Source organism: Streptomyces sp. NPDC002779 (genome assembly GCF_042888685.1).
Lineage (GTDB): Bacteria > Actinomycetota > Actinomycetes > Streptomycetales > Streptomycetaceae > Streptomyces.
This window is the reverse complement of the sequence record NZ_JBIAQC010000007.1, coordinates 97,607-120,809: the sequence shown is the minus strand read 5'-3', so window position 1 is coordinate 120,809 and position 23,203 is coordinate 97,607. Positions and strand designations below refer to the sequence as shown.

Below are 23,203 nucleotides of genomic sequence, written 5' to 3'. Positions count from 1 at the left end.
TGAGGTGGTCGCCCCCTCACGCGGGAGCTGCGGGTCGTAGCGCTAGTGGCCCTGTTCGTCGCGGCGCCGCTGCCAGCGCTGCTCGATACGGTCCATCATGGAGCGCTTGGTCCGGCCCTGAGGGCTGGCCTGGGGACCGCCTGCCGGCTGTTCACCCGGCTTGGGGGCCTTGCGCCAGCCGGTCACGGCGAGAACCGCACAGCCCAGCATGACCAGGAAGCCCACCACGCTGAGCCAGACCTGCTTGGCGACCATTCCAGCCATGAGGAGCGCGATACCCACGAGGAAGCCGGCCACCGCCTGGTACACCCGGCGACGGGTGTACGTGCGCAGCCCGCTTCCCTCAAGCGCTGTCGCGAACTTGGGATCTTCGGCGTACAGCGCTCGCTCCATCTGCTCGAGCATGCGCTGCTCGTGCTCCGAGAGCGGCACGGAGTCCTCCTCATCGTGCAGTCGCCGGGGCGACCCGGGGGGTCCCTTAAGGATAGGCAGGGAATCGCCCCCGTGAAACCCGCCCCTCTACGCCAATTGGCCAACCGGGATCCCGCCATGGGCGTCCCGGCCCGCTGAGGTCTGCATTCCCCAGAGGCCGACCCGTCATGCCGGGCGGTCTCCCTCGATCATACGGCGCTGAGCGCCCGATCGGGGGGCCTGTGGCGTACTCCATGTGCAGCCAAGTACCTGATCAGCGGCGCGCCCTCAGGAGCCGGCTCACGCCTCGACGGTCCCTCGAGTCTCGCCGAGCACATGGAGCTGGGTGGCAACGGAGTGGAACGCGGGCAGCTCGGCCGCCGCCTCCTCCAGCTTCAGCAGCGCCTCCATGGCGCCGGGCTCGGTGTCCACCAGGACGCCGGGCACGAGGTCGGCGAAGACGCGGACGCCGTGCACGGCGCCGACGCGCAGGCCCGCTCCCTCGACCAGCGCGGTGAGCTGTTCGACGGTGAAGCGGTGCGGCATGGGATCGCCGGCGCCCCAGCGGCCGTTCGGGTCCTCCAGGGCCTGCTTGGCCTCCTTGAAGTGACCGGCGAGGGCGCGGGCGAGGACGGCGCCGCCGAGCCCGGCCGCGAGCAGGCTGAGGACGCCCTCGGGGCGCAGGGCGGCCACGGCGTTGCGCACCCCTTCGGCCGGGTCGTCCACGTACTCCAGGACGCCGTGGCACAGCACCGCGTCGTAGCTGCCGCGCTCGACCACGTCGAGCAGGCCGTGGGCGTCGCCCTGGACGCCCTGGACCCGGTCGGCGACGCCGGCCTCGGCGGCGCGGCGCTCCAGCGCGAACAGGGCGTTGGGGCTGGGGTCGACGACGGTGACGCGGTGGCCGAGGCGGGCGACCTGCACGGCGAACCTGCCGCTGCCGCCGCCGGCGTCGAGGACGTCCAGCGCCTCCCGGCCCGTGGCCTTGACCTGGCGGTCGAGGGCGTCCTTGAGGACCTCCCAGACCACGGCGGTACGGAGAGAGGCGCGGGGTCGCATCGGGTCCGACACGGCTGTTGACTCCTCGGCGCGGCACCGCCTCTGGTACGGCGGAGCGATCGGGGTGCCGACCGGCCCGGAGTACCGGAGCGGGACGGCTTCAGGCGTGTCCCACCCTATTGCCTCCGGTGCCGGTCCTGGTCACCGCGGTGCCGTCACCCCACGTCCGGAAAGCCGTGGCCCGGGGCCTCCCCCTCCTCGTGATCGGTGTCCTGGCGGGGCTGCGGCAGGACCGGCTGGAGGACCAGCATCCGCTCGACGAGGCGCAGGAACATCGCCACGTCGCGTATCAGGTCGTCGGCGTCCCGGCGACTTGCCGCGCCCTGGATGCCCGCCTCGGCCCGGGCGCGGCGCCGGGCCCCCGAGGCGAACAGCGCGCTCCACTCGGAGAGCTCGGGCGCTATCTCGGGGAGCACTTCCCAGGCGCTCCGGATGCGGGCCCGGCGTCGGGACGTGGGCTCCGGGCGTCCCCGCGCGGCGAGGACCGCGGCGGCGGTGCGCAGGGCGGCGAGGTGGGCGGTCGCATAGCACTCATTGGGGGTCTCCAGGACGGCGGCCTCGTCGAGTCCGGCACGGGCCTGGGCGAGCAGGTCGAGGGCGGCGGGCGGGGCCGTGGCCCGGCGCAGCACGGGGTGCACATCGCTTGCCGGGCCGGTCAGTGAGGGGGCAGGGCCGGTGGCGCGGCGCCGGCGGGCGGCGGCTGCGTGGTAGCTGGCCATGACGAACCTCCTGTCGTCGTGACGGCAATGGGTGCCGTATGTGCCCATCGTGAGGTATGGCACTGACAATCCGTTCTGACCTGGACTTTTGCCTCGATCGACAGTTCGGGCTAGCTTTTGCACTGACCAGTCAGTTCAAAAGCAGGGGGGTGGGGGAACCGTGGCCGGAGTCGGCGTCACGGTCCGGGGCCTCGGTCTCGAAGGGCCCCGCGGATGGGCGTTCCGCGGGGTCTCCTTCGAGGCGGAGCCGGGCTCACTGATCGCGGTGGAGGGGCCGTCCGGATCCGGGCGCACCTGTCTGCTGCTCGCGCTCACCGGACGGATGAAGCCCACCGAGGGCACCGCCACCGTGGGTGGGGCCGGGCTGCCGAAGCAGCTGTCGGCGGTACGGCGGTTCAGCGCGGTCGCCCATGTCCCGGGCGTCACCGATCTCGACCCGGCCCTCACGGTCGCCGAGCATCTGCACGAGCGGGCGCTGCTCCAGCGGCGGTACGGCGGCTCGCTGCGCGGGCTGCTGCGCCCGCGCGCGGAGCGGGCCGCGCTGACCCGGCTGCGGATGGAGCGGGCCCTGGCCGCCGCCGGGCTCGACCGGGAGGCCCTGCCGAAGGGCTCCAGGACCGCCGTACGCGATCTGGAGCGGGTGGAGGCGCTGCGGCTGTCCGTGGCGCTGGCGCTGATCGGCGAGCCGGGGCTGCTCGGCGTCGACGACACCGACCTCAAGCTCTCCGCGGCCGAGCGGGCCGAGGTCTGGGTGCTGCTGAGGTCGATCGCGCAGGCCGGGACCACGGTGGTGGCGGTGTGCAGCGAGGCCCCCGCGGACGCCGTCGCGGTGTCCACCGCGCCCCGCAACGAGACGGAGGAGGTGCCCGCCGATGCGCTCGCCGAAGCTGGCCGCGCTTGAGATACGGCGCTTCGGGCGCGGCAAGCTGCCGCGTGCCGCCCTGGTCGCGCTGCTCGTGCTGCCCCTGCTCTACGGCGCCCTGTACCTGTGGTCCTTCTGGGATCCGTACGGCCGGCTGGACCGGATCCCGGTGGCTCTGGTCAACGACGACAAGGGCGCGAAGGCCGACGGGAAGAAGATCACGGCCGGCCACGACATCGTGCGGGGCCTGCACGAGAGCGAGGTCTTCGACTGGCACGAGGTGAGCGCCGAGGAGGCCCGCGCGGGCGTGGAGGACGGCAGGTACTACCTGTCGCTGACCCTGCCGGCCGACTTCAGCGGGCGGATCGCGTCCAGTTCGGGCGACTCCCCGGAGACCGGCGCCCTCCAGGTGCGCACCAACGACGCCAACAACTACATCGTCGGGCAGATCTCCCGGACGGTCTTCAGCGAGGTGCGCGACGCCGCGTCGACCAAGGCCTCGCGGTCCTTCCTGGACCGGATCTTCATCTCCTTCTCCGACATCCACGGCGCGACGGTGAAGGCCGCCAAGGGCGCCGACAAGCTGGAGACCGGCATCGGGAAGGCCGAGAAGGGCTCGCGGGACCTCGCCGACGGGCTGAAGGACGCCAAGAGCGGCAGCGGCAAGCTGGCCAAGGGGCTGAAGAAGCTCGACAAGGGCGCGGGCGATCTGGAGGACGGCTCGAAGAAGGTCGCCGAGGGCACCCAGGCGCTCGCCGACAAGGTCAACGCGACCGCTGAGAAGGTGGGCCCGTTCCTGAAGGACAACGAGAAGGGCATCGGGGACACCGCCCAGCTGGTCGCCGACACCTCCGGCGCGATCCGCGACAACCTCGACGCCCTGGTGGAGCGCGCGCCGACGGCGGCCGAGGAGGCCCGCGCGTCCGCCGACGACCTCGCGAGCGTCCACAAGGCGCGCTGCGAGGACGCCGCCCTGCCCGACACCGCCTGCGCGGACCTGAAGACCGCCCGGGACGCCGCCGCGGACGTGGCCGGCATCGCCGACGACGTCAACACGCTGATCGGCGACCAGGACGGCAGCCTGGACAAGCTCGACAAGCACCTGGCCACCCTGGAGAAGCAGGCGCAGGCCCTCGCCGACCGCGCGCCCCACCTCTCCGAGGACCTCGACGACACCGTCACCAAGATCAACGACCTGAATGAGGGCGCCGCGAAGGTCGCCGCCGGTGCCGACAAGCTCCACACGGGCCTCGGCACCGCCCACACCGGTGCCACCGACCTGGACAAGGGCGTCGGCGACCTCAAGACCGGCGCGGGGGACCTCGAGGCGGGCCTGTACAAGCTCGTCGACGGCTCCGGGGACCTCTCGGACGGGCTGCACGACGGCGCCGGGCAGATCCCCGACTACGACGAGCGGGACCGCGACGAGCGCACCGAGGTGATGTCGGACCCGGTCCGGCTCGTCTCCGAGGACCTGCACAAGGCGCCCAACTACGGCACCGGATTCGCCCCGTACTTCATCCCGCTGTCCCTGTGGGTGGGTGCGATGGTGGCGTACATGCTGATCGCGCCGATGAACCGGCGTGCGCTCGCGGCGGGCGCCTCCGCGTGGCGGATCGCGCTGGCGGGCTGGCTTCCGGTGGTGGTGATCGGGGTGGCCCAGACGGTGGCCCTGATGTCGGTGCTGCACTGGGCGGTCGGGCTGCAGATGGCCCGGGCGGCCGGGACGGTGGGCTTCCTGTTCCTGGTGACGGCGTGCTTCGCGGCCCTCGTGCAGTGGCTGAACGCCCGCTTCGGGGCGGCGGGCCGGATCCTCGTCCTCGCCCTGCTGATGCTCCAGCTGACGTCCGCGGGCGGCACCTACCCCGTACAGACCAGCCCGGGCTTCTTCAACGCCCTGCACCCCTTCCTGCCGATGAGCTATGTCGTGGAGGCCCTCAGAAGGCTCATCACGGGCGGCGGCCTGGGACCGGTCTGGCACGCGTGCGCGGTGCTCGTCGCCTTCACCGCGGGCGCCCTCGCGCTGACCGCCCTGTCGGCCCGCCGCCGCCAGGTGTGGACGCTCGACCGGCTGCACCCGGAGCTGACCCTGTGACCGCGCGCGGGACAATCGTGGCCATGGAAAGCAGCAGCGCCGCGTCGGGCGGCAGCACCCGCCGTGAGGCCACCCGGCAGAAGCTCTACGAGGCCGCCGTCACGCTCATCGCCGAGCAGGGCTTCTCCGCCACCACCGTGGACGAGATCGCCGAGCGGGCGGGGGTCGCGAAGGGCACCGTCTACTACAACTTCGCGAGCAAGTCCGTCCTCTTCGAGGAGCTGCTGCGGCACGGTGTGGGCCTGCTCGCCGCCTCCCTGAAGGAGGCGGCCGAGGGCACGGCCCGGGACGGCGGCAGCAAGGTGGACGCCCTGGACGCGATGATCCGCGCGGGGCTCGGCTTCATCGCCGCCTACCCAGCCTTCACCCAGCTCTACGTGGCCGAGCTGTGGCGCACCAACCGGGCCTGGCAGTCCACGCTCATGGTGGTCCGGCAGGACGTCGTCGCCGTGGTGGAGGGCGTGCTGCGCGACGGGGTGGCCAACGGCGAGTTCAGCGACGAGATCGACATCCCGCTGACCGCGGCCGCCCTGGTCGGCATGGTCCTGGTGGCCGCCCTGGACTGGCAGTCCTTCCAGCCGGAGCGTTCCCTGGACGACGTGCACGCGGCCCTGTCCCGGCTGCTCCAGGGCCGGGTCAGCGGCCGGGGCTAGGCCCGCGACGCCGGGGGGATCCGAACCGGGCATACGGAAGCGCCGGTCCGCGGTGGCAGCGTCCCCCGCGTGCCATGCGAACCGGCGCTTCCGCCGTACTCCCCCGTTCCCCCGTCGGCCCCCGTCCGGTCGTTCCCCCGGGTTCCCCGTGTCTCGCTTCCGCCGACGCGCGGGCCGGCGGAAGGAGCGGATCCAGGGCGGCTCCGTTCCGGCGCCCCGTGTCGCCGGTGCCGGAGCCGGTCCCTTTCTCCGTGCCTCCACTGTCTCGTTCCCGCAGGTCGCGGCCCATCCGCGCGCGTACTCATCTCACCGGCTAGGTACGCGTACTCAGCCCTGCGTGCGCGGGCCCACACCGGGCCGCCGCCCACTGGTTACGATCGCGTCCGTGTCGGTACTCCCTCTGGTCTTCACCAGCGGCTGGGCCAGCGGCATCAACGCGTACGCGGTGGTGCTGCTCCTCGGCCTGTTCGGCGCGACGGGACTGAGCGACGAGGTCCCCGAGTCGCTCCAGCGCCCCGAGGTGCTGATCGCGGCGGGCGTGCTCTTCCTGTGCGAGGCGGTCGCCGACAAGATCCCGTACGTCGACTCGGCGTGGGACTCGGTGCACACCGTGATCCGCCCGGCCGCCGGCGCCTGGGTGGGCGCGCTGCTCGCCGGGCAGAGCGGCTCGCTGTCGGACGTGGCGGCGGGCCTGGTCGGCGGTTCCTCGGCGCTGGCCAGCCATGCCGTCAAGGCCGGGACGCGGATGGCGGTCAACACCTCTCCGGAGCCGTTCAGCAACGTGATCGTGAGTGTCGCCGAGGATCTCGGGGTCGCCGGGATCGTCACCTTCGCGATGTTCAACCCGGAGGCGGCCGCGGTGATCGCCGGTGTGCTGCTGCTCACCGGTCTCACCGTGCTGGTCCTCCTCGCCTCGCGGATCCGGCGGTTCCTGCGGCGCAGGGCCCAGCGGCGGGAGGAGAGACGGCTGGCGGCGGGGTCCGGGCCGCCTCCGCCGCCGTGACTGTCAGTGGTGGCGGATAAAGTCCCTGGCATGGCACGGATTGCGGTGATCGGCGCCGGGACGGGCGCGATGGCGGCCGCCGCCCGGCTGGCCGTCGCGGGCCACCGGGTGGCGGTGTACGAGCGTACGCAGACGTACGGCGGAGCGGTGCGCCGCTTCGAGCGGGACGGCTTCGCCTTCGACACCGGCCCCGGTCTGCTGACCCTGCCCGCGGTCTGGCGCGATCTGTTCGTCAAGACGGGCAGGGAGCCCTTGGAGGAGTGCGTCGAGCTGGTCCAGGTCGACCCGTCCTCGCGGCATGTCTTCGCGGACGGCACCGAGGTGTCCCTGCCGAACGCCTCGCGCGCGGGAGTGGTCGCGGCCCTGGACCAGGCGCTCGGCGCGGGCGCGGGCGGACGCTGGGGCGACTTCCTGGTGCGGGCCCGCGAGGCCTGGGACCGCAGCCGCAGACCGCTCCTGGAGGAGCCCCTGTGGCCCAACTGGGAGGTGCTGGCCGGGCGTGAGCCCTATCCGGCGGTCCCGCACAAGCGGCTGCTGCGCACCCGCCGGGCCGCCACCCTCGCCGAGGTCGGCGCCTGGGAGCTGCGCGACCCCCGGCTCACCGCCCTGCTGGAGAGCCACGCGCTCGGGTACGGCCTGCATCCCGAGGCCGCCCCGGCGAGCGCGGCCGTGCTGCCGTACATGGAGCACGCCTTCGGCACCTGGTACGTCCTCGGCGGTGCCCGGGAGCTGGCGCGCGCGGTGCACGAGCGGTGCCTGGCCCGGAAGGTCGCGTTTCACTTCGGCGCCGAGGTGACCGGGGTCCTGGAGAAGGACGGCCGGGCGGCGGGGGTCGAGCTGGCGGACGGGACCGTGGCGGAGGCGGATTTCGTGGTCGGCACCCGGCCATGGAGCCTGACCGGCCATCAGCTGTACGGGACGGCGGACGTCGGACCCCGGCCGGAAGGGGCCGCCCCTGGCCGGGTCGTGGTCTGCCTGGCGCTGCACGGTGCGCGCGAGGCGGGTGCCGCGCACCGGACGGTGGTGCATGCCCCGGACCGCAGGGCCGAGCTGGACGCCCTCGGGCGCGGTGAGCCGCCCGCCCGGCCGACGGTCCGCGTCGACCGCCCGGACGACCCCGCCCTGCGGCCCGACGAGGAGCACGAGTCGGTGGTCCTCACCGCGACGGTGCCCTCACGGGCGGTGTACGACTGGGCCGCGCCCGGCGCCGCCGGCTCCTTCGCGGACCGGATGGCCGAGGCCGCCGAGCGCGCGGTACCGGGACTGCGCGAGCGGACCCTGTGGCGTGAGGTGCGCACCCCGGTGCACACCGAGGCGGAGACGGGCGCCGAGGGCGGCGGGGTGCCCGCGCCCGCGCTGGCCGCGGCGGAGGGGAGCTTCCTGTACCCGTCCAACAGCACCCGGATACCGGGCCTGTTCGGTGTCGGCGGCTGGTCGCACCCCGGCGGCGGCCTGGCGCACGCAGGCATGTCGGGCGCGCTGGTCGCCGGGCTGATCGTGGAGGGACCGGACTTCCGGGGCTCTCAGTGACGACGGGCCGCCGGAAAGGCCGCTAGAAGCCGGAAAGGCCGCTAGAAGCGGTACTGCTCGTCGTACCCGCCCTGCTGCCCCTGGCCGCCCTGGTAGGGATACGGCTGCTCCGGCGGGAGTTCACCGCCGTAGGGGTCGTCGGTGTTGCGCTGCTGCGGGACCCACACACCGCCGGGCGGGGTGCCCTCGCCGGTGTAGGTGCCGGTGACGTACTGGTCCTGGGCGTAGCCCTGCTGTCCGTACTGCTGGCCGTAGCCCGCGTCGTAGGAGCCGCCGCCGTAGGTCTGGGTGCCGATGTACGGGTCGGAGTAGGCGGCGTACTGCTGCTGACCGGTCGTGTCGTAGCCGTACTGCTGCTGGTCGTACCCGGTGTAGCCGTCGTAGCCGTAGCCCTGGTCGGCGCCCTGGGCGGTGGCTGCGTACTGGTCCTGGGGCTGGGCCGCCGCCGCGTAGGAGGGGTCCGGCTGGGTGCCGTAGACGCCGTAGGAGCCGGTGTCGTCCGGGAGGGGCTGCGGCTCGTAGATCGCGGTGGTCTCGGCGGCCGAGGGCCCCGCCGGGCGGGCGGGCGTGAAGACGTCGTCGCGGTCGTAGGAGTCGTCCTGGCCGTAGTCGGCGCGGTCCCGGCCGTAGCCGCCGTCGTCGTAGCGGCCCTCGCCCGCTTCGAGGCCGGAGACCTCCAGGGTCGGTTCCTGGTGCTCCGGCTCGCCGCGGCGGCGCTTGGAGCCGGCCAGCGCCGGAGCGTTCACCGCCCAGCCGGAGGCGAAGCCGCGGCGGAACGACAGCGTGACGTAGGTCTGGCCGACCGCGAAGGCGGCGGCGCCCAGCCCGATGACGATCACGGACGGGATCAACACCCCGAGCACTACGCCCAGGAAGCCGACGAAGGCGAGCAGCCGCCAGCGCAGGCGTGCCTTGTACTGCAGCAGCACCTCACCGAGCAGCCACAGCGCGACGATGCCGAACGCGATGTAGAGGACCGTCCAGCCCATGTACGCCCCTCTCCCAGTGGCCGTTACGCAGTGTGTCGTACACCGGTGCGGCCGGTCTAGGCCTGCGGAGGATGGTGCAGGCCCAGGTTCTCGTAGATCTCCAGGGTCGCCGTGGAGTTGTTCAGCGTGATGAAGTGCAGACCCGGCACTCCCTCGGCCAGCAGCCGTGCGCAGAACTCCGTGGCGAAGTCGATGCCAATGGAGCGTACAGCGGCCGGATCGTCTTTGGCTGTGAGGATCCGCTCTTTCAGGGCCGCCGGGAAGGCCGCGTTGGTGAGGGACGGGATCCGGTCCAGCGTCTTGACGCTGGCGATCGGCATGATCTCGGGGATGATCGGGGTCGGGCAGCCGGCCGCGTCGACCCGGTCGCGCAGCCGCAGATAGTCCTCCGGGTCGAAGAACATCTGGGTGATCGCGTAGTCCGCGCCGGCCCGGCACTTGTCGACGAAGTGCCGGACGTCCGTCTCCCACTCCGCGGAGCGCGGGTGCATCGCCGGGAAGGCCGCGACGCCCACGCAGAAGTCGCCGGACGCCTTGATCAGCTCGACGAGTTCGGCGGCGTAGGTCAGGCCCTGCGGGTGCGGGACCCAGTCGCCCATGGGGTCGCCGGGCGGGTCGCCGCGCAGCGCGAGCATGTTGCGGATCCCGGCGTCGGCGTACTGCCCGATGATGTTGCGCAGGTCCGCCACCGAGTGGTCGACCGCCGTGAGGTGGGCGATCGGGGTGAGCGTGGTGGTGGAGGCGATGGCCTCGGTCGCCTTGACCGTGCCGGCGCGGGTGGTGCCGCCCGCGCCGTAGGTCACGGAGACGAAGTCGGGCGCCACGGCCTCGACCCGGCGCAGCGCGTTCCACAGGTTCCGCTCGCCCTTCGGCGTCTTGGGGGCGTAGAACTCGAACGAGTACGTCGTCTTGCCGGTCGCGAGCATGTCGCGCACGGTACGAGCGTGGTCCGACCTGGTGGATGCGGTGCCGAGGGCCATACCCGCAGGTTAGCCAGGGGGCGACGGTCCCCCAACCGGATGCCGGATATTTGCCCGAATTGTCGGGTTGTTGTCCAGTCCGTGGACAGACGGTGGCCCGGGAGGAGCCGCTACCCCTGCCGCAGCCGCTTGGCGAACTCCGCCGCCGCGGCGCCGGGGTCGTCCGCTTCCGTGATCGCCCGGACGACGACGACCCGCCGGGCGCCCGCTTCGAGCACCTCGTCGAGGTTGCCCAGGTCGATGCCGCCGATGGCGAACCAGGGGCGGCCGGTGCCGAGGGCGGCGGTCTGCCGGACCAGCTCCAGGCCGGGGGCATGACGGCCGGGCTTGGTCGGCGTGGGCCAGCAGGGGCCGGTGCAGAAGTAGTCCACGCCCTCCTGGACCGCGGCGGCCTCGGCCTCGGCCAGGGCGTGCGTGGAGCGGCCGATGAGGACGTCGTCGCCGAGGATCGCCCGGGCGGCCGACACGGGCAGATCGCCCTGGCCGAGGTGGAGGACGTCGGCCCCCGCGGCATGGGCGACGTCCGCGCGGTCGTTGACCGCGAGCAGCTTGCCGTGGCGCGCGCAGGCGTCGGCGAGGACCGCCAGGTGCTCCAGCTCCTCGGCGGCCTCCATGCCCTTGTCGCGCAGCTGCACGATGTCGACCCCGCCCGCCAGGGCCGCGTCCAGGAACTCGGCGAGGTCTCCCTGGCGCTTGCGGGCGTCCGTGCAGAGGTACAGCCGGGCGTCGCTGAAGCGGTCGCGTGCGGTGGCGGGCATATGTGTTCCCCCGTGCTCGGTGGTGTACGGGCCCCGGGCGACCCGCGGCCCGTACACCGGGACTGTTGATCGGTTCAGACGGCGAGCGCCTGGGCGCGGCGCTTCACCTCCGTGCCGCGATTCTCGCTCAGGGCCTGCGCGGGGGTGCCGGGCAGGCTCTCGTCGGGCGTGAAGAGCCACTCCAGCATCTCTTCGTCGGTGAAGCCGTCGTCCCGGAGCAGCGTCAGGGTCCCGGCCAGGCCCTTGACGACCTTCTGCTCGGCTCCGTCGATGAAGGCGGCGGGGACGTGCAGCGCGCGGTTCTCACCACGGCGTACGGCGATGAGCTGGCCGTCCTTGACCAGCTGCCGCACACGCGTCACCTCGACGCCGAGCTGTTCGGCGATGTCGGGGAGGGTGAGCCAGGCGGGGACGAGAGCATCGATCTTTGCGTCAATCTCGGTCACGGAACCAAGCCTGCCATCCCGCACTGACATCAGGAAGCCAGGCCGCTCCGAGCCAGGACCTCAGGATGGTCCGGACGGGAGAACCTAGGCCGTCGCCTTCTTCAGGGGCCTGGCCGGGTCCTCCAGCAGGGCCGGGTCCATGCGGGTGCCCGATTCGACCAGGCGGCGCCCCTGGGCCAGGTCCCGGGGCCGGCCGACCGCGAGCAGGGCGATCAGGCGGCCCTCGCGGAGCCAGCAGACCGTCCAGGCGGGGCCGGCCGGGTCGCCGCGCCACACGGTGGTGTCGGCCGTCGCGTGGTGGCCGGCGTACTGGACGAAGCGGCCGAACTGCTCGGACCAGAAGTACGGGACCGGGTCGTAGACCAGCGGGTCCTCGCCGACGATGTCGGCGGCGACCGTGCGCGGGCCCTGCAGCGCGTTGTCCCAGTGGTGGACCAGGAGGCGCTCGCCGTAGCGGGCGGAGGGGAAGGAGGCGCAGTCGCCGACCGCGTACACGTCGGGGACGCCGGTGCGCAGATGGTCGTCGGCCACCACCTCGCCGTGCGCGCCGAGCTCGACGCCGGAGCCGGCCAGCCAGGCGGTGGCGGGGCGGGCGCCGATGCCGACCACGACGGCCCCCGCGGGCAGCACCGAGCCGTCGTCGAGGACCACCGCGCCGGGCTCGACGCGCGCCACACGCGCGCGGGTACGCAGTTCGGCCCCGCTGTCGGCGTACCAGGCGGTCATCGGCGCGGCCACCTCGGCGGGCAGCGCGCCCGCGAGCGGCCGGTCCGCCGCCTCCACGACCGTCACCGAGCAGCCCGCCTCACGCGCGGCGGTGGCGAACTCGGCGCCGATCCAGCCCGCACCGACGACCACGACGTCGTGCTGGCGGGCGAGCACGGGCCGCAGCCGCTCGGCGTCGTCGAGGGTGCGCAGCAGATGGACTCCGGGCACGCCCTCGGCGCCCGGCAGCCGGATCGGCTCGGCGCCGGTGGCGACGACCAGGACGTCGTAGGGAACCGGGCCCGCGGCGGTGTCCAGCTCGTGGTCGGCCGGGCGGACGCCCAGGACCTCGCGGCCGAGGTCGAGTTCGATGCCGAGTGCCTCGAAGTCCATGTCGAAGGCGGATCCCTCGGCCTTGCCGAGCAGGACGGCCTTGGACAGCGGGGGCCGGTCGTAGGGCTGGTGGGGCTCGGCGCCGATCACCCGTACCGTGCCCGTGAAGCCCTGTTCACGCAGGGCGACCGCGGTCTGCACGCCGGCCATGCCCGCGCCGACCACCACCACCCGCCGCTGCGACATCGTCGTCTGCTCGCTCACCTGATCACCATAGTCAACTGACAAACTGTCAGTCAGCCGTCGTGCCGCGTGACCTGCTCCACAACGCTGGTTCCCCGGCCCGGCCGGGACTCCCACTGCCAGCTCTCCTCCAGCCGCACCCGCCCGTCGGGCAGCTCCACGACCGTCGACACGCAGTGCCCGGACGCAGTGGTCCCGTCCCGCTTGAGCTGCACGTACCGGAAGTCCAGCCGGTCACCCTCGCGCGTGCCCACCAGATGCCCGCGTACGACATCGCCGCCCGCGTAATCGGCCCAGATCTCCCCGTCCTTCTCGTGGTAGGTGAAGCGGGTCCGCGTGCCCACCTGACCTGGGGCCTGGTCGGCGACAGGGGCGAGGACGAGGCCGTCGAGCGAGCGGGGCATGGGGCGAGGCTCCCTGCAGAGGCGCGGAACGAGCGGTTAGGGTGGCCAACGTACAAGCACTCGCGGGAGCCCGGACGCACCGGGCTGAGAGGGAGGCTGGCGGCCTCCGACCGTACGAACCTGATCCGGGTCATGCCGGCGAAGGGAGGGGCTGGACGCCCATGTCGCCTACGCGTTCGTCAGACGTCCTCGTCCTCGGGGGCGGAATCATCGGCCTGGTCACGGCGTGGCGGGCCGCACAGCGCGGGTTCGCCACGGCCGTGGTGGACCCCGAGCCGGGCGGCGGCGCCGCCCAGGTGGCGGCCGGCATGCTGGCCGCCGTCACGGAACTGCACTACGGCGAGCAGACACTGCTCGGCCTGAATCTGGCCTCGGCGCGCCGCTATCCCGCGTTCGCGGCCGAGCTGACCGACCTCACCGGACAGGACCTCGGGTACCGCCAGTGCGGCACCCTCGCGGTCGCGCTGGACGCCGACGACCGGGCGCATCTGCGGGAACTGCACGCGCTGCAACGGGAGTCGGGCCTCGACTCGGAGTGGCTGTCGGGGCGGGAGTGCCGGCGGCTGGAGCCGATGCTCGCGCCGGGCGTGCGCGGCGGGCTCCGGGTGGACGGCGACCACCAGATCGACCCGCGGCGCCTGGCGCGGGCGCTGGTGACGGCCTGTGAGCGGGCGGGCGTGGTCTTCCACCGGGCGTGGGCGACGCGGCTGTCGGTGGTGCAGGGGCGGGCGGCCGGGTGCGTGACGGACGACGGCACCGTGCTCGGCGCCGGGCAGGTGGTCCTGGCGGCCGGCAGCCTCAGCGGGCGGCTGGCGGGCGTCCCGGAGGCCGTGCTGCCTCCCGTACGGCCCGTCAAGGGGCAGGTGCTGAGGCTGACCGTGCCGAAGCGGCAGGCGCCGTTCCTGAGCCGGACCGTCCGCGCGGTGGTGCGCGGCAGCCAGGTCTACCTGGTGCCGCGGGCCGACGGCGAGCTGGTCGTCGGCGCGACCAGCGAGGAGCTGGGCTGGGACACGACGGTGACCGCGGGAGGCGTGTACGAGCTGCTGCGCGACGCGCACGAGCTGATGCCCGGCATCACCGAGCTGCCGCTCACCGAGACCCGCGCGGGGCTGCGTCCCGGGTCCCCCGACAACGCGCCCCTGCTGGGCCCGACCGAGCTGGACGGCCTGCTGCTGGCGACCGGGCACTACCGCAACGGCGTGCTGCTCACCCCGATCACCGGGGACGCCCTCGCGCACGCCCTGGCCACCGGTGAACTCACCGACGAGGCCCGTCCCTTCAGTCCGAAGCGGTTCGCACGCACGGAGCAGCCCGTATGAACATCTCGGTCAACGGCGAGCGTCGGCGGATCGAGCCGGGCACGGCTCTCGACACGCTCGTGCAGTCCCTCACCGCGGCGCCCTCCGGAGTGGCCGCCGCGCTCAACGAAACCGTCGTCCCGCGCGCGCAGTGGTCCTCGACGTCCCTCTCCGAGGGGGACCGCGTCGAGGTCCTGACCGCCGTCCAAGGAGGCTGACCCATGGCCGACGATGCCTTTGTCCTCGGCGGTACGTCCTTCTCGTCCCGGCTGATCATGGGGACGGGCGGCGCGCCCTCCCTGGAGGTGCTGGAGCGGGCGCTGGCCGCGTCCGGCACCGAGCTGACCACGGTCGCGATGCGGCGGGTGGACGCCTCGGTGCACGGCTCGGTGCTGTCGGTGCTGGAGCGGCTCGGCATCCGGGTGCTGCCGAACACGGCGGGGTGCTTCACGGCCGGGGAAGCGGTGCTGACGGCCCGCCTCGCGCGGGAGGCCCTCGGCACCGATCTGGTCAAGCTGGAGGTCATCGCCGACGAGCGAACCCTGCTGCCGGACCCGATCGAGCTGCTGGACGCGGCGGAGACCCTGGTGGACGACGGGTTCACGGTGCTGCCGTACACCAACGACGACCCGGTGCTGGCCCGCAAGCTGGAGGACGTGGGCTGTGCGGCGATCATGCCGCTGGGCTCGCCGATCGGCTCCGGGCTCGGGATCCGCAACCCGCACAACTTTCAGCTGATCGTGGAGCACGCGCGCGTGCCGGTGATCCTGGACGCCGGAGCAGGTACGGCCTCGGACGCGGCGCTGGCGATGGAGCTGGGGTGCGCGGGTGTGATGCTCGCCTCGGCGGTGACGCGGGCCAAGGAGCCGGTCCTGATGGCCGACGCGATGCGCCACGCGGTGGAGGCGGGCCGGCTGGCGTACCGGGCGGGCCGGATTCCCCGGCGGCACTTCGCCGAGGCGTCCTCCCCGGTGGCGGGACGGGCGGTGCTGGATCCGGAGCGGCCGGCGTTCTGAACGGCCGTGGGTTGCGTCACAGGTCGGCTTCAGTCCCGCCACTGTCCCGGACGGAGAGCCGGGGGTGTCAGTCGCTGCTCGTACACTCGCCTGCGTGGATACGACCCTTCAGGACCCGCTGGTCGGGCAGGTGCTCGACGGACGCTACCGCGTCGATGCGCGGATCGCCGTCGGTGGGATGGCCACGGTCTACCGGGCCGTGGACACCCGGCTCGACCGTGTGCTCGCGCTGAAGGTGATGCACCCCGGGCTCGCCGCCGACGGGATCTTCGTGGAGCGGTTCATCCGCGAGGCCAAGTCGGTCGCCCGGCTCGCGCACCCCAATGTCGTGCAGGTCTTCGACCAGGGGACCGACGGGTCGTACGTCTATCTCGCCATGGAGTACATCGCCGGCTGCACCCTGCGTGACGTGCTGCGCGACCGCGGGGCGCTGCAGCCGCGTGCCGCCCTGGACATCCTGGAGCCCGTCCTCGCCGCGCTCGGCGCCGCGCACCGGGCCGGGTTCGTGCACCGGGACATGAAGCCGGAGAACGTGCTCATCGGGGACGACGGCCGGGTCAAGGTCGCCGACTTCGGGCTGGTGCGTTCCGTGGGCTCGGTCACCAGCACCACCGGTGCCGTCCTCGGCACCGTCTCCTACCTCGCGCCGGAGCAGATAGAGCAGCCGGGCACCGCCGACGCCCGCGTCGACGTGTACGCGTGCGGTGTCGTGCTGTACGAGATGCTGACCGGCGAGAAGCCGCACGACGGGGACTCCCCCGCGATCGTGCTCTACAAGCATCTGCACGAGGACGTCCCGCCGCCGTCGGCCACCGTGCCCGGCCTGCCGTACGAGCTCGACGCGCTGGTCGCCTCGGCCACCGCGCGCACCCCTGACGTCCGCCCGCACGACGCGGTGGCGCTGCTCTCCGAGGCCCTCGCGGCCCGCGCCACGCTCAGCGAGGCCCAGCTGGACGCGCTCCCTCCGCAGGCCCTGTCCGCCGAGCACGACGGCGCCGAGAACCGCACGAGCGTGATCCCGCGCTCGCTGACGGTGCCGAGCCCGCTGCCGGTCGACGAGGACGAGGACCGGTTCCACCGCACCAGCCGGCTGGAGTCCGCCGCCCCGCTCCCGCCCTCCCCGGCCGGACGCCGGGTGTCGCGGCGCGGCCCGTTCGCCCTGGTCGTCGCCGTGCTGCTGGTCCTCGGCGTCGGCGCGGGCGTCTGGTACATCAACTCCGGCCAGTTCACCCGGGTCCCGGCGCTGCTGACCCAGACCGAGGCGAAGGCCAAGGACCGGCTGGGGGATGCCGGTCTGGAGGTCGGCTCGGTCGAGCGTGCCTTCAGTGACACCGTCGAGCGCGGCCGGGTCATCAGCACCGACCCGGGCGTCGGCAGCCGTATCCGGCACAACGACGCGGTGAATCTGGTCGTCTCCAAGGGGCCGCAGGTCGTGGAGGTGCCCGACCTGGAGGGCTACCGGCTGGACAAGGCGAAGGAGCTGCTGAAGAGCGCGGGTCTGGAGCCGGGCATGGTCACCCGGGAGTTCAGCGAGAGCGTCGCCCGGGGCTCCGTGATCTCCACCAGCCCCGAGGCCGGCACCGAGCGCCGCTCGGGCTCCGCCGTCGCGCTGGTGCTCAGCAAGGGCCGCCCGGTCGACGTCCCGGACGTCACCGGCGAGAGCCTGGAGGACGCCAGGGCCGAGCTGACGGAGGCGGGCCTGAAGGTGCGCGTCGCCACGGAGGAGGTCACCTCGTCCGAGTACGACAAGGGTGAGGTCGCCGAGCAGACGCCGCAGGCCGACACCCAGGCCGTCGCGGGCGACACCGTGACGCTGACGCTGTCCAAGGGCCCGGAGATGATCGAGGTCCCGGACGTGGTCGGCGACAGCGTCGACGACGCCACGGCCGCTCTGGAGGCCGCGGGCTTCGAGGTCGACGAGGACCGCGGGCTGCTGGGGCTGTTCGGCGACACGGTCGAGAGCCAGTCCGTGGAGGGCGGCGACACCGCTCCCAAGGGCTCGACGATCACCATCGAGATCCGCTGACAGGACGCACGCACCGATGACCGTTCCGCACCTCCGCAACCCCGTCGGCGGCCATGTCCCGGTGGCCGGCGGACTGAACTCCGTCGGCCTGGCCTACGCCCGTGACCTCAAGGCGGAGACCGTGCAGGTCTTCGTCGCCAACCCGCGCGGCTGGGCCACGCCCGCCGGGAACCCGCGGCAGGACGAGGAGTTCCGCGCGGCCTGCGCGCAGGGATCCATCCCGGCGTACGTCCATGCCCCGTACCTGATCAACTTCGGCTCGCACACCGAGGCGACCGCCGAGCGGTCGGTGGAGTCGCTGCGGCACTCCCTGCGCCGCGGGCGGGAGATCGGGGCGCTGGGCGTGGTCGTGCACACGGGCAGCGCGACCGGCGGCCGGGACCGCTCGGTGGCGCTGCGGCAGGTCCGGGAGTACCTGCTGCCGCTGCTGGACGAGCTGACCCACGACGACGACCCGTTCCTGCTGCTGGAGTCGACGGCCGGCCAGGGCTCCTCGCTGTGCTCCCGCACCTGGGATTTCGGGCCGTACTTCGAGGCGCTGGACGCCCATCCCAAGCTGGGCGTCTGCCTGGACACCTGCCACATCTTCGCCGCCGGGCACGACCTGACCGGCCCGGACGGCATGCACCAGACCCTGGATCTGCTGGTGGAGACGGTCGGCGAGGGGCGGCTGAAGCTGATCCACGCCAACGACTCCAAGGATGTGGTCGGCGCACACAAGGACCGGCACGCGAACATCGGCTCCGGACACATCGGCGAGGACCCGTTCCGCGCACTGATGACCCACCCCGCCACCGAGGGCGTACCCCTGATCATCGAGACGCCCGGCGGCAAGGAGGGGCACGCGGCGGACGTGGAGCGCCTGAAGAAGCTGCGGGAAAGCGGGAAGCGCTAGAGGGGACCTAGAGCTCGGGCCCGTCCCCCGGCCCCTCCTGGTAGGAGTAGCGCTGTTCCTTCCAGGGGTCGCCGATGTTGTGGTACCCGCGCTCTTCCCAGAACCCGCGGCGGTCGGTGGTCATGTACTCCACGCCCCGGACCCACTTGGGGCCCTTCCAGGCGTACAGGTGAGGCACCACCAGCCGGAGCGGGAAGCCGTGTTCCGCGGTGAGCAGTTCGCCGTCCTTGTGCGTCGCGAAGATGGCGCGCTCGTCGGCGAAGTCCTCCAGGCGGAGGTTCGAGCTGAAGCCGTACTCGGCCCAGACCATCACATGGGTGACGGTGTCGGCGGGCGGGGCGAGCTCCAGGATGCTCCGGGCCGGAATCCCGCCCCACTCGGCGCCGAGCATGCTGAACTTGGTGACGCAGTGCAGATCGGCCACCACGGTGGTGTACGGCAGGGCCGCGAACTCCTCATGGCTCCAGCAGCGCTTCTCGCCGTCGGCGGTGGCGCCGAAGACCCTGAACTCCCAGCGCTCGGGGCGGAACTTGGGGACCGGTCCGTAGTGGGTGACCGGCCAGCCGCGCTGCAGGCGCTGCCCCGGCGGGAGCTCCGGCTGTACCGCTCCTCCAGATGCGCTCTCCACCGGCTGACCCATGTATCCATCCTGACAGACCCGAGGCAGTGCACTTGACCAGCGGTGCGACAAAAGAGGCAAAGCGGTCAAATTCAAACTAAGCATGCACTTACTTACTAAGTGAAGACTTACTGGACGATCTTCGATACCGGTGCAAGGATGCGGCGCAACCTGCCAGTTCCCCAGTTCCCCCGTTCTCTTGGAAGGAGCCTCTGCGATGCAGGGCGACCCCGAGGTCATCGAATTCCTCAATGAGCAGCTCACCGGCGAGCTGACGGCGATCAACCAGTACTGGCTGCACTACCGGATCCAGGACAACAAGGGCTGGACCAAGCTCGCCAAGTACACGCGTGAAGAATCCATCGACGAGATGAAGCACGCGGACAAGATCACCGAGCGCATCCTGATGCTCGACGGTCTGCCCAACTACCAGCGGCTGTTCCATGTCCGGGTCGGCCAGACGGTCACCGAGATGTTCCAGGCGGACCGGCAGGTGGAGGTGGAGGCGATCGACCGCCTCAAGCGCGGGATCGAGGTGATGCGCACCAAGGGCGACATCACGTCCGCGAATCTCTTCGAGTCGATCCTCGAGGACGAGGAGCACCACATCGACTACCTGGACACCCAGCTGGAGCTGATCGACAAGCTCGGCGAGGCGCTCTACCTGGCCCAGCAGATCGAGCAGCCGAGCTGAGCGGGAGCCCCTGAGCAGCGCCCCCGGGCCGAACCGCTACGCGACTTCTTCCAGCTGCTCCAGCCCGGCGAGGACCGGACGACCCTGGTCGGCCAGCTCACGGCGGGGGCACGCGCCCCGGCCCAGCAGCGCCTGGATCCGGCGTACGCACGAACCGCAGTCGGTGCCCGCCTTGCAGGCCGACGCTATCTGGCGGGGGGTGCAGGCACCGTCCTCCGCGTGCTTCTTCACCTGCTGCTCGGTGATGCCGAAACAACTGCAGACGTACACGCGGTTCACCTCCCGCCGGGATCGATACGTGGTGCCGTCCCGATTCATGGTCGGTGAGGCTAACCTAACCTTACCCGGCGCACAGGAACCCGAAAAGTGGCGTGGGGCGCGGATCGTATGTGATCCGCGCCCCACTGAGCTCCTGTGCAACAGCCGAACCGGCTACTGGTCCCTGTACATCTCCGCGACCAGGAAGGCCAGGTCAAGGGACTGGCTGCGGTTCAGGCGGGGGTCGCAGGCCGTCTCGTAGCGCTGGTGGAGATCATCGACGAAGATCTCGTCGCCACCGCCCACGCACTCGGTGACATCGTCACCCGTGAGCTCGACATGGATGCCGCCCGGATGGGTGCCCAGCGCCTTGTGGACCTCGAAGAAGCCCTTGACCTCGTCGAGCACGTCGTCGAAGCGGCGGGTCTTGTGGCCGGAGGCCGCCTCGAAGGTGTTGCCGTGCATCGGGTCGGTCACCCAGGCCACCGTGGCGCCCGAGGCGGTGACCTTCTCGATCAGCTCCGGGAGCTTGTCGCGGACCTTGTCGGCGCCCATGCGGACGATGAAGGTCAGCCGGCCCGGCTCGCGCTCCGGGTCCAGGCGCTCGATGTACTGCAGCGCCTCCTCGGCCGTCGTCGTCGGGCCGAGCTTGATGCCGATGGGGTTGCGGATCCTCGAGGCGAACTCGATGTGCGCGTGGTCCAGCTGCCGGGTGCGCTCACCGATCCACACCATGTGCGCGGAGACGTCGTAGAGCCGGCCGGTGCGGGAGTCCACTCGGGTCAGCGCCGACTCGTAGTCCAGCAGCAGCGCCTCGTGCGAGGAGTAGAACTCGACCGTCTTGAACTCCTCCGGGTCGGCCCCGCAGGCGTGCATGAAGTTGAGCGCCTGGTCGATCTCGCGGGCGAGCTGCTCGTAGCGCTGGCCGGACGGGGACGACTTCACGAAGTCCTGGTTCCAGGCGTGCACCTGGCGCAGGTCGGCGTAGCCGCCGGTGGTGAAGGCGCGGACCAGGTTGAGCGTGGAGGCGGAGGCGTTGTACATCCGCTTCAGGCGCTCGGGGTCCGGGATCCGGGCGGCCTCGGTGAAGTCGAAGCCGTTGACGGAGTCGCCGCGGTAGGTCGGCAGCGTCACGCCGTCGCGGGTCTCGGTCGGCTTGGAGCGCGGCTTGGAGTACTGACCGGCGATGCGGCCGACCTTCACGACCGGCACCGAGGCGGCGTACGTCAGCACGGCGCCCATCTGGAGCAGGGTCTTGAGCTTGTTGCGGATCTGGTCGGCGGACACCGCGTCGAACGCCTCGGCGCAGTCGCCGCCCTGGAGGAGGAACGCCTCTCCCTTGGCGACGGCCGCCAACCGGGCGCGCAGCTGGTCGCACTCGCCCGCGAAGACGAGCGGCGGATACGACTCGAGGTCCGCGATCACTGCGCGCAGAGCCTCGGTGTCGGGGTACTCGGGCTGCTGCGCCGCGGGCAGGTTTCGCCAGGTGTTGCCAGCGCTCGCGCTGGTCTTAGCGTTCACGGTCACGACGTCAACACTACGGGGTTGTCCCCGCCGTCCATTCCCTGGCTCACCAAGTGAGACGCGCCGCGGGCCGCCAGGGCCAGCCGCCGGTGGGTGCGCCGGAGCATCAGCCGGGCCATGAAGGGGTGCGCGTGGCGGACCACCGACCAGTACAGACGGCCCCGCCGGTTGTGGATGCGGACCACCGAGCCGAGGGTCACCGTCCGGGCCGCCGGGTCCATCAGGACCGAGACCCGGTAGTCGAGATGCCCCGCGTCCTGGCCGAGCAGGACCTCGTGGTCCGTACGGCCGAACACCGGGGTGCCCGGCAGGGTGCCCTCCCAGGCTTCCGCGTCGGTCGGCATCCCCGGGCGCAGGTCCAGGGCGTAGGCGTCGGCGTAGTCGGTGGCGGGGAAGGCGGCGTGCAGCAGGGCGGCCTCCTCGGGCACCGCGACGGCCGTCGGGCGGTCCCAGGTGAGCCGCTGGAGCAGGCGCACGTAGCGGCCCCGGCGCACGGGGCGGGCCACGGAGCCGGTGGCGGCCCGCTCGGCGTTGTCGAACAGCTCCTCGATGACCGTGCCGTGCAGCGCGCGCACCGCGAGCAGCCAGCCCAGGCGCTCCCGGGGCGGCAGGGACTGCTCCAGAACGTGCCGGATGCGGCAGCGGCCGGGGCCGAGCGGCTCGACGGAGAGTTCGTGGAACCCGGTGCCGGGCGGGTCGAAGGCGAAGCGGACCCGGCGGCCGGGGTCGTACTCGGCGACCGAGTAGCGCACCGGGCCGTGTCCGCCGGCGGCGCCGACGGCGAGCGGCCGGTCGAGGCGGAGGGGGGCCCAGGCGGGGGTCGGGAACAGCGGGTCGTCGGGGCCGGAGAGGCGGTCCAGGAGGGGGCCGACCCGCTCGGCGGGCGCGGCCAGGATGCGGTCGTGAACATTGCGTACAGTGCCCATCGGAGCACCTCCATACGGTGGCGTATGGTCAACCGTACGGTACCGTACGGTCATGGTGCAACGCCCCCCTCGCAAGACCCCCGGCAAGACCCCCGGCAAGGCCCGGCTCAGTGCCGACGACTGGGCGGACGCCGCGCTCCTCGCGATGGGCGAGGGCGGCCTCGCCGCGGTCGCCGTGGAACCGCTCGCCACCCGGCTCGGCACCACCAAGGGCAGCTTCTACTGGCACTTCGCCAACCGGGACGCGCTGATCGAGGCGGCGCTGGAACGCTGGGCCGAGACCCAGACCGAGGCACTCATCACCGAGCTGGAGACGGAGCCCGACCCCGAGCGGCGGTTGCGCCTGCTGTTCGCCGAGGCGATCGGGGCGGCCGCGGACGACGTGCTGGAGGTGACCCTGCTGGCGACCGCGGACGACCCGCGCGTCGCGGCGGTGCTCGGCCGGGTCACCGAGCGCCGGGTCGCCTATGTGGCGCGGCTCTTCGCCGAGGCAGGTTTCCCCGAGCCGGAGGCCCGGCGCCGCGGACTGCTCGCGTACAGCGTCTACCTGGGGCACGCCCAGCTCGCCCACGCCGTCCCGGCCACGTTGCCGGAGGGGGACGGGCTGACGGGTTATCTCGACCGCGCCCTGGATCTGCTGCTGATGCGTTAGGGTCGGGGCATGTTCGCGCACTCGACCCAGAACCAGAACTGGTGGTGGACCGCTTCTCCGGCGGCCCGCTGACTGCGCGTACTCAGACTTCGCGAAGGCCGCCCG

26 protein-coding genes and 1 riboswitch are annotated in these 23,203 nt (G+C 72.4%); of the genes, 13 read left to right on the top strand and 13 right to left on the bottom strand.

Features of this window, described 5'->3' with window-relative positions:
• Window positions 1–42: 42 nt before the first annotated feature.
• The 3 genes from ACFYW5_RS20995 to ACFYW5_RS20985 form a co-directional block, all read right to left on the bottom strand.
• On the bottom strand, window positions 43–432 hold the full coding sequence (locus ACFYW5_RS20995) for a DUF3040 domain-containing protein (RefSeq protein WP_389418544.1): 390 nt from the start codon (window positions 430–432) through the stop codon (window positions 43–45).
• Window positions 433–711: 279 nt separating this feature from the next.
• Window positions 712–1,482: a methyltransferase gene (locus ACFYW5_RS20990; RefSeq protein WP_389418543.1), complete on the bottom strand. Its 771-nt coding sequence runs from the start codon at window positions 1,480–1,482 to the stop codon at window positions 712–714.
• A gap of 143 nt (window positions 1,483–1,625) precedes the next feature.
• Window positions 1,626–2,189, bottom strand: coding sequence for an SAV_6107 family HEPN domain-containing protein (locus tag ACFYW5_RS20985; protein WP_389418542.1), 564 nt, complete (start codon window positions 2,187–2,189; stop codon window positions 1,626–1,628).
• A gap of 160 nt (window positions 2,190–2,349) precedes the next feature.
• On the opposite strand from ACFYW5_RS20985, the gene ACFYW5_RS20980 reads away from it, so the two are divergent.
• The 5 genes from ACFYW5_RS20980 (at window position 2,350) to ACFYW5_RS20960 (ending at window position 8,332) form a co-directional block, all read left to right on the top strand.
• Window positions 2,350–3,090, top strand: a complete 741-nt coding sequence (locus tag ACFYW5_RS20980) for an ATP-binding cassette domain-containing protein (protein WP_389418541.1) — start codon at window positions 2,350–2,352, stop codon at window positions 3,088–3,090.
• Window positions 3,062–5,146, top strand: coding sequence for a YhgE/Pip family protein (locus tag ACFYW5_RS20975; protein ID WP_389418540.1), 2,085 nt, complete (start codon window positions 3,062–3,064; stop codon window positions 5,144–5,146). Before ACFYW5_RS20980 ends, ACFYW5_RS20975 begins: the two co-directional genes overlap by 29 nt.
• Window positions 5,147–5,169: 23 nt before the next feature.
• Window positions 5,170–5,799 carry a TetR/AcrR family transcriptional regulator gene (locus ACFYW5_RS20970; RefSeq protein ID WP_389418539.1) on the top strand — a complete coding sequence of 210 codons (630 nt, stop codon included), beginning with the start codon at window positions 5,170–5,172 and terminating at the stop codon, window positions 5,797–5,799.
• A 385-nt stretch (window positions 5,800–6,184) separates the two neighbouring features.
• Window positions 6,185–6,802, top strand: a complete 618-nt coding sequence (locus ACFYW5_RS20965) for a DUF4126 domain-containing protein (protein WP_389418538.1) — start codon at window positions 6,185–6,187, stop codon at window positions 6,800–6,802.
• A gap of 30 nt (window positions 6,803–6,832) precedes the next feature.
• Complete coding sequence (locus tag ACFYW5_RS20960) at window positions 6,833–8,332, top strand: phytoene desaturase family protein (RefSeq protein ID WP_389418537.1); 1,500 nt, start codon at window positions 6,833–6,835, stop codon at window positions 8,330–8,332.
• Between the two features lie 41 nt (window positions 8,333–8,373).
• Here ACFYW5_RS20960 and ACFYW5_RS20955 read toward each other — a convergent pair whose 3' ends face one another.
• The 6 genes from ACFYW5_RS20955 to ACFYW5_RS20930 form a co-directional block, all read right to left on the bottom strand.
• On the bottom strand, window positions 8,374–9,321 hold the full coding sequence (locus tag ACFYW5_RS20955) for a hypothetical protein (protein WP_389418536.1): 948 nt from the start codon (window positions 9,319–9,321) through the stop codon (window positions 8,374–8,376).
• Between the two features lie 56 nt (window positions 9,322–9,377).
• Window positions 9,378–10,301 carry a methylenetetrahydrofolate reductase [NAD(P)H] gene (gene metF / locus ACFYW5_RS20950; protein WP_389418535.1) on the bottom strand — a complete coding sequence of 308 codons (924 nt, stop codon included), beginning with the start codon at window positions 10,299–10,301 and terminating at the stop codon, window positions 9,378–9,380.
• Window positions 10,302–10,411: 110 nt separating this feature from the next.
• Entirely contained in the window at window positions 10,412–11,059 is a 648-nt protein-coding gene (thiE, locus tag ACFYW5_RS20945; protein ID WP_389418534.1) for a thiamine phosphate synthase, read from the bottom strand.
• A 74-nt stretch (window positions 11,060–11,133) separates the two neighbouring features.
• Complete coding sequence (locus ACFYW5_RS20940; RefSeq protein ID WP_351981965.1) at window positions 11,134–11,505, bottom strand: Rv2175c family DNA-binding protein; 372 nt, start codon at window positions 11,503–11,505, stop codon at window positions 11,134–11,136.
• Window positions 11,506–11,589: 84 nt separating this feature from the next.
• Complete coding sequence (locus ACFYW5_RS20935; RefSeq protein ID WP_389418866.1) at window positions 11,590–12,789, bottom strand: NAD(P)/FAD-dependent oxidoreductase; 1,200 nt, start codon at window positions 12,787–12,789, stop codon at window positions 11,590–11,592.
• Window positions 12,790–12,839: 50 nt separating this feature from the next.
• Window positions 12,840–13,190, bottom strand: a complete 351-nt coding sequence (locus tag ACFYW5_RS20930) for a hypothetical protein (RefSeq protein WP_389418533.1) — start codon at window positions 13,188–13,190, stop codon at window positions 12,840–12,842.
• 52 nt (window positions 13,191–13,242) lie between these two features.
• A riboswitch (TPP riboswitch) is annotated at window positions 13,243–13,354 on the top strand.
• On the opposite strand from ACFYW5_RS20930, the gene thiO reads away from it, so the two are divergent.
• From thiO to ACFYW5_RS20905, 5 genes are all read left to right on the top strand, one after another.
• On the top strand, window positions 13,352–14,509 hold the full coding sequence (gene thiO, locus ACFYW5_RS20925) for a glycine oxidase ThiO (RefSeq protein ID WP_389418532.1): 1,158 nt from the start codon (window positions 13,352–13,354) through the stop codon (window positions 14,507–14,509). Its footprint overlaps the riboswitch before it by 3 nt.
• Window positions 14,506–14,706, top strand: a complete 201-nt coding sequence (thiS, locus tag ACFYW5_RS20920) for a sulfur carrier protein ThiS (protein ID WP_389418531.1) — start codon at window positions 14,506–14,508, stop codon at window positions 14,704–14,706. Before thiO ends, thiS begins: the two co-directional genes overlap by 4 nt.
• A 3-nt stretch (window positions 14,707–14,709) precedes the next feature.
• The gene (locus ACFYW5_RS20915; RefSeq protein ID WP_389418530.1) at window positions 14,710–15,504 is read left to right on the top strand and encodes a thiazole synthase; all 795 of its coding nucleotides are present in this window, start codon (window positions 14,710–14,712) and stop codon (window positions 15,502–15,504) included.
• Between the two features lie 94 nt (window positions 15,505–15,598).
• On the top strand, window positions 15,599–17,530 hold the full coding sequence (gene pknB, locus ACFYW5_RS20910) for a Stk1 family PASTA domain-containing Ser/Thr kinase (RefSeq protein WP_389418529.1): 1,932 nt from the start codon (window positions 15,599–15,601) through the stop codon (window positions 17,528–17,530).
• Between the two features lie 16 nt (window positions 17,531–17,546).
• A complete protein-coding gene (locus ACFYW5_RS20905; RefSeq protein ID WP_389418528.1) occupies window positions 17,547–18,425 on the top strand; it encodes a deoxyribonuclease IV in 879 nt (292 codons plus the stop codon).
• A gap of 7 nt (window positions 18,426–18,432) precedes the next feature.
• Here the strand turns inward: ACFYW5_RS20905 and ACFYW5_RS20900 are convergent, their stop codons facing one another.
• On the bottom strand, window positions 18,433–19,065 hold the full coding sequence (locus ACFYW5_RS20900) for a sulfite oxidase-like oxidoreductase (RefSeq protein WP_389418527.1): 633 nt from the start codon (window positions 19,063–19,065) through the stop codon (window positions 18,433–18,435).
• Window positions 19,066–19,261: 196 nt separating this feature from the next.
• Here ACFYW5_RS20900 and bfr point away from each other — a divergent pair, with 196 nt between their 5' ends.
• Window positions 19,262–19,738: a bacterioferritin gene (bfr, locus tag ACFYW5_RS20895; RefSeq protein WP_250070345.1), complete on the top strand. Its 477-nt coding sequence runs from the start codon at window positions 19,262–19,264 to the stop codon at window positions 19,736–19,738.
• A 36-nt stretch (window positions 19,739–19,774) separates the two neighbouring features.
• On the opposite strand, the gene ACFYW5_RS20890 is transcribed toward bfr, so the two are convergent.
• The 3 genes from ACFYW5_RS20890 to ACFYW5_RS20880 all read right to left on the bottom strand — a co-directional run bounded on the left by ACFYW5_RS20890 (window position 19,775) and on the right by ACFYW5_RS20880 (window position 22,446).
• Complete coding sequence (locus ACFYW5_RS20890; protein WP_389418526.1) at window positions 19,775–20,056, bottom strand: bacterioferritin-associated ferredoxin; 282 nt, start codon at window positions 20,054–20,056, stop codon at window positions 19,775–19,777.
• 114 nt (window positions 20,057–20,170) lie between these two features.
• On the bottom strand, window positions 20,171–21,523 hold the full coding sequence (locus tag ACFYW5_RS20885; protein ID WP_389418525.1) for a class II 3-deoxy-7-phosphoheptulonate synthase: 1,353 nt from the start codon (window positions 21,521–21,523) through the stop codon (window positions 20,171–20,173).
• Window positions 21,520–22,446, bottom strand: coding sequence for a DUF2867 domain-containing protein (locus ACFYW5_RS20880; RefSeq protein ID WP_389418524.1), 927 nt, complete (start codon window positions 22,444–22,446; stop codon window positions 21,520–21,522). Before ACFYW5_RS20880 ends, ACFYW5_RS20885 begins: the two co-directional genes overlap by 4 nt.
• Window positions 22,447–22,498: 52 nt before the next feature.
• Between ACFYW5_RS20880 and ACFYW5_RS20875 the strand changes: the two genes are divergently transcribed.
• Both ACFYW5_RS20875 and ACFYW5_RS20870 read left to right on the top strand, forming a co-directional pair.
• Complete coding sequence (locus tag ACFYW5_RS20875) at window positions 22,499–23,098, top strand: TetR/AcrR family transcriptional regulator (protein WP_389418523.1); 600 nt, start codon at window positions 22,499–22,501, stop codon at window positions 23,096–23,098.
• 9 nt (window positions 23,099–23,107) lie between these two features.
• Entirely contained in the window at window positions 23,108–23,170 is a 63-nt protein-coding gene (locus ACFYW5_RS20870; RefSeq protein WP_358864531.1) for a trp operon leader peptide, read from the top strand.
• Window positions 23,171–23,203 lie beyond the last annotated feature (33 nt).

Coding starts and splice junctions, on each gene's coding strand:
- ACFYW5_RS20915 (WP_389418530.1), top strand. CDS start 14,710: ATGGCCGACGATGCCTTTGTCCTCGGCGGTACGTCCTTCTCGTCCCGG.
- thiS (WP_389418531.1), top strand. CDS start 14,506: ATGAACATCTCGGTCAACGGCGAGCGTCGGCGGATCGAGCCGGGCACG.
- ACFYW5_RS20875 (WP_389418523.1), top strand. CDS start 22,499: ATGGTGCAACGCCCCCCTCGCAAGACCCCCGGCAAGACCCCCGGCAAG.
- ACFYW5_RS20955 (WP_389418536.1), bottom strand. CDS start 9,321: ATGGGCTGGACGGTCCTCTACATCGCGTTCGGCATCGTCGCGCTGTGG.
- thiE (WP_389418534.1), bottom strand. CDS start 11,059: ATGCCCGCCACCGCACGCGACCGCTTCAGCGACGCCCGGCTGTACCTC.
- bfr (WP_250070345.1), top strand. CDS start 19,262: ATGCAGGGCGACCCCGAGGTCATCGAATTCCTCAATGAGCAGCTCACC.
- metF (WP_389418535.1), bottom strand. CDS start 10,301: ATGGCCCTCGGCACCGCATCCACCAGGTCGGACCACGCTCGTACCGTG.
- ACFYW5_RS20960 (WP_389418537.1), top strand. CDS start 6,833: ATGGCACGGATTGCGGTGATCGGCGCCGGGACGGGCGCGATGGCGGCC.
- ACFYW5_RS20935 (WP_389418866.1), bottom strand. CDS start 12,789: ATGTCGCAGCGGCGGGTGGTGGTGGTCGGCGCGGGCATGGCCGGCGTG.
- ACFYW5_RS20890 (WP_389418526.1), bottom strand. CDS start 20,056: ATGAATCGGGACGGCACCACGTATCGATCCCGGCGGGAGGTGAACCGC.
- ACFYW5_RS20880 (WP_389418524.1), bottom strand. CDS start 22,446: ATGGGCACTGTACGCAATGTTCACGACCGCATCCTGGCCGCGCCCGCC.
- ACFYW5_RS20930 (WP_389418533.1), bottom strand. CDS start 13,190: ATGCCCCGCTCGCTCGACGGCCTCGTCCTCGCCCCTGTCGCCGACCAG.
- thiO (WP_389418532.1), top strand. CDS start 13,352: ATGTCGCCTACGCGTTCGTCAGACGTCCTCGTCCTCGGGGGCGGAATC.
- ACFYW5_RS20905 (WP_389418528.1), top strand. CDS start 17,547: ATGACCGTTCCGCACCTCCGCAACCCCGTCGGCGGCCATGTCCCGGTG.
- ACFYW5_RS20970 (WP_389418539.1), top strand. CDS start 5,170: ATGGAAAGCAGCAGCGCCGCGTCGGGCGGCAGCACCCGCCGTGAGGCC.
- ACFYW5_RS20985 (WP_389418542.1), bottom strand. CDS start 2,189: ATGGCCAGCTACCACGCAGCCGCCGCCCGCCGGCGCCGCGCCACCGGC.
- ACFYW5_RS20975 (WP_389418540.1), top strand. CDS start 3,062: ATGCGCTCGCCGAAGCTGGCCGCGCTTGAGATACGGCGCTTCGGGCGC.
- ACFYW5_RS20900 (WP_389418527.1), bottom strand. CDS start 19,065: ATGGGTCAGCCGGTGGAGAGCGCATCTGGAGGAGCGGTACAGCCGGAG.